The sequence below is a fragment of the Nocardia sp. NPDC002869 genome (genome assembly GCF_046764065.1).
Classification (GTDB): Bacteria; Actinomycetota; Actinomycetes; order Mycobacteriales; family Mycobacteriaceae; genus Nocardia; species Nocardia rhamnosiphila.
In genome coordinates this window covers 1-7,390 of sequence record NZ_JBKOOL010000226.1, presented here as the reverse complement: position 1 = coordinate 7,390, position 7,390 = coordinate 1, and the positions used below count along the sequence as shown (strand labels likewise).

The window sequence follows — 7,390 nt, the reverse complement described above, 5'->3', positions numbered from 1 at the left end:
CGCGGACCGGGCTCGATGGATCAGGCCTCGTCGTCGCCGTAGTCGCCTTCGTAATCGTCTCCCTGCGGAACCGGGATGGCCTGTTCGGCGATATCGGCCGGATTCGCATGCCAGTCGTCGGGGCGCCCGGCGACCACCGCGGGTTCGTCGGGTACCGGCATATCGTCGGGCACCGACCGGGGATCGATATCGCCGTAGGGGGCCTCGTCCGGGTCGACCGGCGCAGCCTGTTCGGCGCGGTCGGCCTCGGACATTGCTTCGAAGGTGCCCGGATCGATCGTCCGGGGCAGCTTGTCATGCTGGGCCATGATGGGCTCCTCTCCTCCGTGTACGCCTCGCCGGGCGACTACCCGCCGAGAGGAAGATCAGTCCAACCTTGTCGAGAATGCCCCGGATGAGCCGATCGGGCAAGTAACCGCTCGCTGGGCTGCGCTCGACCCCGCGCATTAGGCTGCGGAGATGGCTACCGCAGCACAATGGATCGAGGGCGCCCGGCCCAGAACTCTGCCGAACGCGATCGCGCCCGTCGTGGCCGGTACCGGCGCCGCGGCCGCCATCGACGGTGCGGTGTGGTGGAAAGCGCTCCTGGCGCTGGGTGTTTCTCTGGCGCTGATCATCGGGGTGAACTACGCCAACGACTATTCCGACGGGATCCGCGGCACCGACGACGAACGCGTCGGCCCGCTGCGGCTGGTCGGCTCCGGGCTGGCCTCCGCCGGCGCGGTCCGGGGCGCCGCGGTCGCGAGCCTCGCGGTCGGCGCGGTACTCGGACTGATCCTGGCCGTGCTGTCGGCCCCCTGGCTGCTGCTGATCGGCGCGGTATGCCTGGCGGGCGCCTGGTTCTACACCGGGGGCAGCAAACCTTACGGCTACAGCGGTTTCGGCGAAATCGCCGTTTTCGTGTTCTTCGGCCTGGTGGCGGTGCTGGGTACGCAGTACGTCCAAGCGCTCCGGATCGACTGGGCCGGGGTGGTGCTCGCGGTCGGGGTCGGGGCGTTCTCCAGCGCGGTCCTGGTGGCCAACAACCTGCGCGATATCCCGACCGACAGCGAAACCGGTAAGACGACGCTGGCGGTGAAATTGGGCGACACGCGCACCCGCGCCGTGCATCTGGTTCTGCTGGTGGTCCCGTTCGTACTGACCCTGACGCTGGCGGCCCGCACCCCCTGGGCCCTGGCGGGCCTGCTGGCCCTCCCCCTGGCCGTCCGCGCGAACGCGCCTGTCCGGGCGAACCGCGCCGGTCTGGAGTTGATCCCCGCCCTGCGCGATTCCGGCCTCGCCCTCCTCGCCTGGTCCGTACTATCCGCCGTCGCCCTCTGGCTGGGCAGCTGAGCTTTCAGTCGTTGTCCGGGATCAGGATCCCGATGGCCCAGTTGACGAGCGTGACGATGATGGCGCCCAGGAACGCCGCCCAGAACCCCTCGATCCGCAGGCCGTAGTCGGTGGCTTCGGTGATCCAGGCCGTGAGCCACAGCATCAAGGCGTTGATCACCAGCAGGAACAGGCCGAGGGTCAGGATGACCAGCGGCAGCGAGAGTAGTTTCACCAGCGGTTTGACGAAGGCGTTGACCACGGTGAAAACCGCCGCCACCGCGAGCAGGACCACGATTTTCGCACCGTTGCCCTGGTCGGGCGGGGAGACGAGTTCGATATTGCCGACCCATAGGGCGGCGAGCCAGATGGCGAAGGCGTTGCCGATCAACCGGAGCACAAGCTGCATATCTCATGCTAAGCACACCGGAGCGTCGCGCGCCGGATACAGCGGGATTCCGGCCCGGCCGGCAGCATCCGGGGACGCCGCCTACGCCGGGCCGGTAGCGCTCACGCCGCCTTGTCGAGGAGGGTGTTGATCTCGCCGCGCAGGCGGGCGATCCCGTCGGGGCCGCCGAGCAGTTCGGTGGCGACCGGGCCGGGTGCGCGCAGAATACCGAGCAGGACATGTCCTGATTCGATGGATTTGTCCTTGCGCGCCAGGGCTTCGCGCAGCGACAGTTCCAGCGCTTTCTTGGCGTCGCGCGTGAACGGGATATGCCCGAACCGCGCACCGCGGCGACGGCCGCGGGGTTCGTCCGCGGGGATCGCGCGGTCCAGTGCGTCGGCACCGAATCCGGCTTCCAGGCTTTCGCGCACCGCGTCCAGGTCGATACCGATGGAACGCAGTGCCTCGGCGTCGCCGGGGCCCAGTGGATCGTCCGTGGTCGCGGCGCTCAGCGATTGCAGGGCGCTGTGCAGCGTGAGCCCGGTCTGTTCCAGTAGCGAGCGCAGTTGCGGTTCGCCCTCTTCCACCAGTCCGAGTAGGAGGTGCTCGACCCGGATCTCCGGGGACCCCAGTTCCCGAGCATGCTCCTGCGCCGCGACGACCGCTGTTCTGGCGGCCCTGTTGAATCGTTCGAACATCTATCGACCCCTGTCTCTCCGGTTGTGCTTCTGATGGACCGCCTGTTTGCTGACCTCGAGTGCGTCGGCGATGGCCTGCCAGGACCAGCCCTGGTCGCGGGCATTGCCCACCTGGATCGCTTCGAGCCGTTCGAGGAGTCTGCGCAGCGCCAGCACCGCCCGTAGACCCACTGCGGGGTCCGGGCTGCCCGCCGCCGCGGCCAGTGTGGTTGCTTCTGTCATACGTCAATTTTTATTGACACTTGCGCCAGATGTCAACAAAAATTGACGACAGGTGGACGCAATCGCGGCGCAAGAGCCGCGCAAGACGGGACGAGGACCGTAGCCGCTATGACGAATCACGTATCCGCCGCCACGTTCGCGATCGAGGCGAACGACCTGGTCAAGGTGTTCGGCACCCAGCGGGCCGTCGATGGAGTGAGCCTGTCCGTGCCGCAGGGCTCGGTCTACGGCGTACTCGGGCCGAACGGGGCGGGAAAGACCACGACCATCCGCATGCTGGCTACTCTGCTCCGCCCCGACGGCGGTAGCGCCCGGGTGTTCGGCCACGATGTCGTCGCCGAACCGGGCGCCGTACGGTCGCTCATCGGCGTCACCGGCCAGTACGCCTCGGTCGACGAGGACCTGACCGCCACCGAGAACCTGATGGTCTTCTCCCGGCTGCTCGGACTGAGCCGAGCGGCGGCCAGACGCCGGACCGCCGAACTACTGGAGGAATTCGAACTCACCGACGCGGCGAACAAATCACTGAAGAACTTCTCCGGCGGTATGCGCCGCCGGCTCGACCTGGCAGCCGGTCTCATCGCGACCCCGCCGCTGCTGTTCCTCGACGAGCCGACCACCGGCCTGGACCCGCGCACCCGGGCCCAGATGTGGGAGACCATCCGCAAGTTGGTGCGGGGCGGCACGACCGTACTGCTCACCACCCAGTACCTGGACGAAGCCGATCAGCTGGCCGATCGGATCGCGGTGATCGATCACGGCCGGGTCATCGCCGACGGCACCGCCGACGAACTGAAGGCGTCCATCGGCGGGTCCTCGCTACAGCTGACCCTGGCCGACCGGTCCCAGCTCGAAACCGCCCGCCGGATCATCGCCGAGGTGTTGCACACCGAGGCGCAGACCACACCGGAGGCCGGCGGGCTCACCGCGGCGCTGCCCGATCCGAACGGCACCACCGATCTGCTGATCAGCCTGCGCGACCGCGCGGTCGCGGTGGAGGAGATCACGGTGACCAAACCCAGCCTCGACGAAGTGTTCCTCACCCTCACCGGCCACCCGGCCGAATCCGATACCGACACCGAACGGACCGCAGCATGACCACGACACTGACCGAACCCGCGCCCGTGGTGGCGCCGCGGGTACCGGCGCCGGCCGCCCGCATCGGCCTGCGCAGAACCTTCGACAACACCATGACCATGGCCTACCGCGGCCTGCTCAAGCTCGAGCACAATCCCGAGCAGCTCTTCGACGTGGTGATCCAGCCGGTGATCTTCACCCTGATGTTCACCTACATCTTCGGCGGGGCCATCTCCGGCGATGTGAAGAGCTATCTGCCGGTGATCATTCCGGGCATTCTCGTCCAGACCGTGGTGATGACCTCGGTGGTCACCGGTGTACAGCTCAAAGAGGATATGGAGAAGGGTGTCTTCGACCGCTTCAAATCCCTGCCCATCGCCCGGATAGCCGCGCTGTCCGGTGCGCTGACCGCCGATATGGTCCGCTACGGCATCGCCTCGGTGCTGACCGTGGTGATGGGTTTCCTCATGGGCTACCGCCCGGAGCCGGCCGGTGTCGCGCTGGCGGTACTGCTGGTCGTGGCCTGCTCCTTCGCCACCAGCTGGATCTGGGCCTTCTTCGGTGTGATCGCCAACAAGGCCTCGGCGGTACAGGGCTACTCCATGCTGGTCATGTTCCCGCTGACCTTCGCCTCCCCGGCGTTCGTGCCCAAGGAGACGATGCCGGGCTGGCTGCAGGCGTTCATCGACGTCAACCCGGTCTCCCACTTGGTATGGGCCTGCCGGGATCTGATGAACAGCGGGCATATCGGCATGCACGTCGTCTGGTCCCTGGTCGGCGCGGCGGCGATCGTCGCGGTATTCGCGCCGCTGACCGTCCGGGCCTATATGCGCCGGGCCTGAGGGCCGTGGCCGCCGGGCCCGCTCAATCGGCCGCGATCCGATCGAGCGGGCCCGGTGTCCCCGGTGCGATCCCGCCGACCAGCTCCAGGATCCGCGCGGCGGCCGCATTCCTGCGCAACCGGCGCGCGGCCGCGAGCGCCGCGTTCAGCCGCGACGCACCGATCCTGTCCCGCCACAGCGCGCAGTGCCGCTCCCACCGGATGACCGGATAGTCCTGCCGGCCCGACACCACCTGCGCCAGCGCGAGCAGCTCGACCGCGGCCTCGGTCCGCTCGTCCAGAGCCAGCAATCCCGATCCCAGCGCACAGGCCACTGCCCCGATCTGCGGCAGGTCCGGGACGGAGTCGAGCCGGTCCAGTGCCATGCCGGCGAGTTCGGGCACCAGCGCCGCGACCGTCTCGGTCCGACCGGCGAGCACATGCGCGGCGACGGTCGTCGCGCACATCAGCAACGCCCCGGGGCCCGGGGTGAATTCACCTTCCTGCCAGGCCAGCAGGTCCAGCGCCCGCCGGAAATGGGCCAGTCCGGCCTCGATATCGCCTTCGGCGAGTTCGACCTCGGCCAGGCCCGCCGCGATCGTGGACAGCCGATGGTTACGGCGGATGGTCGGATCATCGACCAGTTCCAGTCCCGCCCGGCCGGAATCGGACAGCCCCAGGGCGGCCGCGAGTTCCCTACGCGCCCGCGCCGGATCCCCGATACCGGCCAGGCAGACCGCCAGATACGACCGCACCTCGAGACTTTCGTCATAGGACCGGATCCGGAGCAGTAACTCGGCCGCTTCCTCGTAATAGCCGACCGATTCGCGGTAGTGCGCGGTCTGCCCGTCCAGCGCACCCAGATGCTGCACCACCATCGCCCGGTTCCACACCTGCGCCTCGCCGGTGAGCGCCCGGGCGACCTGTGCGTCACGACGGGAGGCATGGATACGGCCCATGTTCTCCCAGATATTCGCCCGGGCCACCAGCGCGACGACCCTGATCTGCGCGTCGTCGGCACGCGCCCCGTCCGCGAGCAACCGGGCCAGCCGCACCGCATCGGCGGGACAGGTCAACAGCAGCCCGAGATAACGCAGGGTCCCGGTCATCCCGACGGCGTGCCGCAGCAGCGCGCGGACCCGGAACCGGACCACCGCCAGCTCCCGGAGACTGCGTGACATGAAAGCCAGGTGCAGTGCGGTCATGGCATGGCCGAGCATGTGCAGATCCGCGTGGGTACCCGAGGCGTGGTCCGGTGGCGGGAGCGCGAGCAGCCGCGGAATCCATCCCAGCAGTTCCAGGTGGGCCCCGTGCGCGACCCACCGCATGGCCAGCGCGGGGAAAACGGCGTAGACGGTGAACCGGTCCCGGCCCGCCTCGGCCCGCCGCAGCACCGCGACGAGGTTGTCCAGTTCCGCGACCATGAGCAGGGCCGGCCCGAGTTCGTCACCGGCGAGGTATCGCCGCGCGACCGCCACCGCGAATTCGCACGCCCAGCGCGCCATCCGCGACTCCACGAGTTCGACCTCGCCGCCGTTCTCGTGATCGGCCGCGACCAATTGCTGCTCGCCGAATTCGCGGACCGTCTCCAGCATCCGGTAGCGCACGCTCCCGGCATGATCGGCACCGGAATCCGCGTCCTCGACAACGGTCAGCAGCGACTGCCCGACCAGTCCGTCGACGGCTGTCGCGAGGTCGCCGACCTCCGGGCCACCGGCCACCACCTCCGCCGCGTCCAGTGTGAAACCCGCCGGGAAACGGCACATCCGGCGCAGCGCGATCTGCTGGGAGGGCTCGAGCAGGTTCCAGCTCCAGGCGATTACCGCGTGCAGCGTGCGATGCCGTTCCGGTGAGGTGCGGTCACCGGTGCGCAACAGCGCGAAACGCTGGTCGAGCCGCCGCTCGATATCCTCCACACTCATGGTCCGCACCCGGGCCGCGGCGAGTTCGATGGCCAGCGGCAACCCGTCCAGCGTGTGACAGAGCCGGGCCACGACCGCCGGGTCCAGCCGGACCGACGGCCGTACCGCGCGAGCCCGGGCAGCGAACAGATCGGTCGCCGGCGACCCGGCCGGGTCGATCGCCAACGGCGCCAGCGGATACACCGTTTCGGCGGTGATCGCCAGTGGTGATCTGCTGGTGGTGAGCACGGTCAGCTGGGGACAGCTGCCCACCAGATCGGCGACCACCAGGGCCGCGCCGTCGATCAGATGTTCACAGTTGTCCAGTACGAGCAGCATCGGCCGGGCCGACAGCGCGTCGCGGAGCCGGCGACTGCTGTCGGTGGGCGGACGCACCTGCGGCAGCGCGCGATCCCGGACGGTCTCCCCGAGACCCACCGCCCCCGCTATCGCGGACTCGATATCCACCATCGCGTCCCGGCCCGTACCTTCCGGACGCACCGAGGCCAGTTCCACCAGTACCACCGGCCGATCGGCGGCCGACCGTGCGGCGAGTTCATTGGCCACCCGGGTCTTTCCGGCCCCGCCCGGCCCGAGCACGGTGGTCACCCGCGAAACCCGGAGCAGGCGGGCCAGTTCCGCGAGATCGCCGGCACGGCCGAGTAGCGCGTTGGGCGCGGCCCGCACCCCGACCGCCGCGATCGGTGGTCGTGGCAGGGCCGGTTCGGGGCGCCCCGGTTCCGCCCGGGAGACGAGACCGCCGCGCAGGATCGCGGTATTGAGTTCGGTGATCGCGGGCCCGGGGTCGGTGCCGAGTTCGGTGGCCAGGGTCGTGCGCAGCGCGGCGAAAACGTCCAGCGCCTCGTTGTCGCGGCCCGCGGCGGCGAGCAGACGCATCAGGGTCCGGGCGCGGGCCTCGTCCGCGGGCCGCTGTCGCGCTTGCGCGCGGGCGATCTCGACGGCGCCGTCGAGA

The 7,390-nt window shown here is 69.2% G+C and carries 8 protein-coding genes; 3 read left to right on the top strand and 5 right to left on the bottom strand.

The annotated features are described in order from the left end of the window. Positions 1-20 precede the first annotated feature (20 nt). On the bottom strand, positions 21-308 hold the full coding sequence (locus tag ACLML9_RS26675) for a hypothetical protein (RefSeq protein WP_411948097.1): 288 nt from the start codon (positions 306-308) through the stop codon (positions 21-23). A gap of 151 nt (positions 309-459) precedes the next feature. Here ACLML9_RS26675 and ACLML9_RS26670 point away from each other — a divergent pair, with 151 nt between their 5' ends. Continuing rightward, positions 460-1,332, top strand: a complete 873-nt coding sequence (locus ACLML9_RS26670; protein ID WP_411948096.1) for a 1,4-dihydroxy-2-naphthoate polyprenyltransferase — start codon at positions 460-462, stop codon at positions 1,330-1,332. Positions 1,333-1,336: 4 nt separating this feature from the next. Here the strand turns inward: ACLML9_RS26670 and ACLML9_RS26665 are convergent, their stop codons facing one another. From ACLML9_RS26665 to ACLML9_RS26655, 3 genes are all read right to left on the bottom strand, one after another. Further along, on the bottom strand, positions 1,337-1,720 hold the full coding sequence (locus ACLML9_RS26665) for a phage holin family protein (protein ID WP_411948095.1): 384 nt from the start codon (positions 1,718-1,720) through the stop codon (positions 1,337-1,339). A gap of 101 nt (positions 1,721-1,821) precedes the next feature. Continuing rightward, on the bottom strand, positions 1,822-2,397 hold the full coding sequence (locus ACLML9_RS26660) for a Clp protease N-terminal domain-containing protein (RefSeq protein WP_411948094.1): 576 nt from the start codon (positions 2,395-2,397) through the stop codon (positions 1,822-1,824). Continuing rightward, positions 2,398-2,619, bottom strand: coding sequence for a hypothetical protein (locus ACLML9_RS26655; RefSeq protein WP_039826929.1), 222 nt, complete (start codon positions 2,617-2,619; stop codon positions 2,398-2,400). 108 nt (positions 2,620-2,727) lie between these two features. Here ACLML9_RS26655 and ACLML9_RS26650 point away from each other — a divergent pair, with 108 nt between their 5' ends. Continuing rightward, positions 2,728-3,717, top strand: coding sequence for an ATP-binding cassette domain-containing protein (locus tag ACLML9_RS26650; protein ID WP_411948093.1), 990 nt, complete (start codon positions 2,728-2,730; stop codon positions 3,715-3,717). Beyond that, entirely contained in the window at positions 3,714-4,538 is an 825-nt protein-coding gene (locus ACLML9_RS26645) for an ABC transporter permease (protein ID WP_411948092.1), read from the top strand. The genes ACLML9_RS26650 and ACLML9_RS26645 overlap by 4 nt, the downstream gene beginning before the upstream one ends. A gap of 22 nt (positions 4,539-4,560) precedes the next feature. Here the strand turns inward: ACLML9_RS26645 and ACLML9_RS26640 are convergent. Next, positions 4,561-7,390 (bottom strand): ATP-binding protein (locus ACLML9_RS26640; protein ID WP_411948091.1); only part of this gene is annotated, 2,830 nt, incomplete at its 5' end.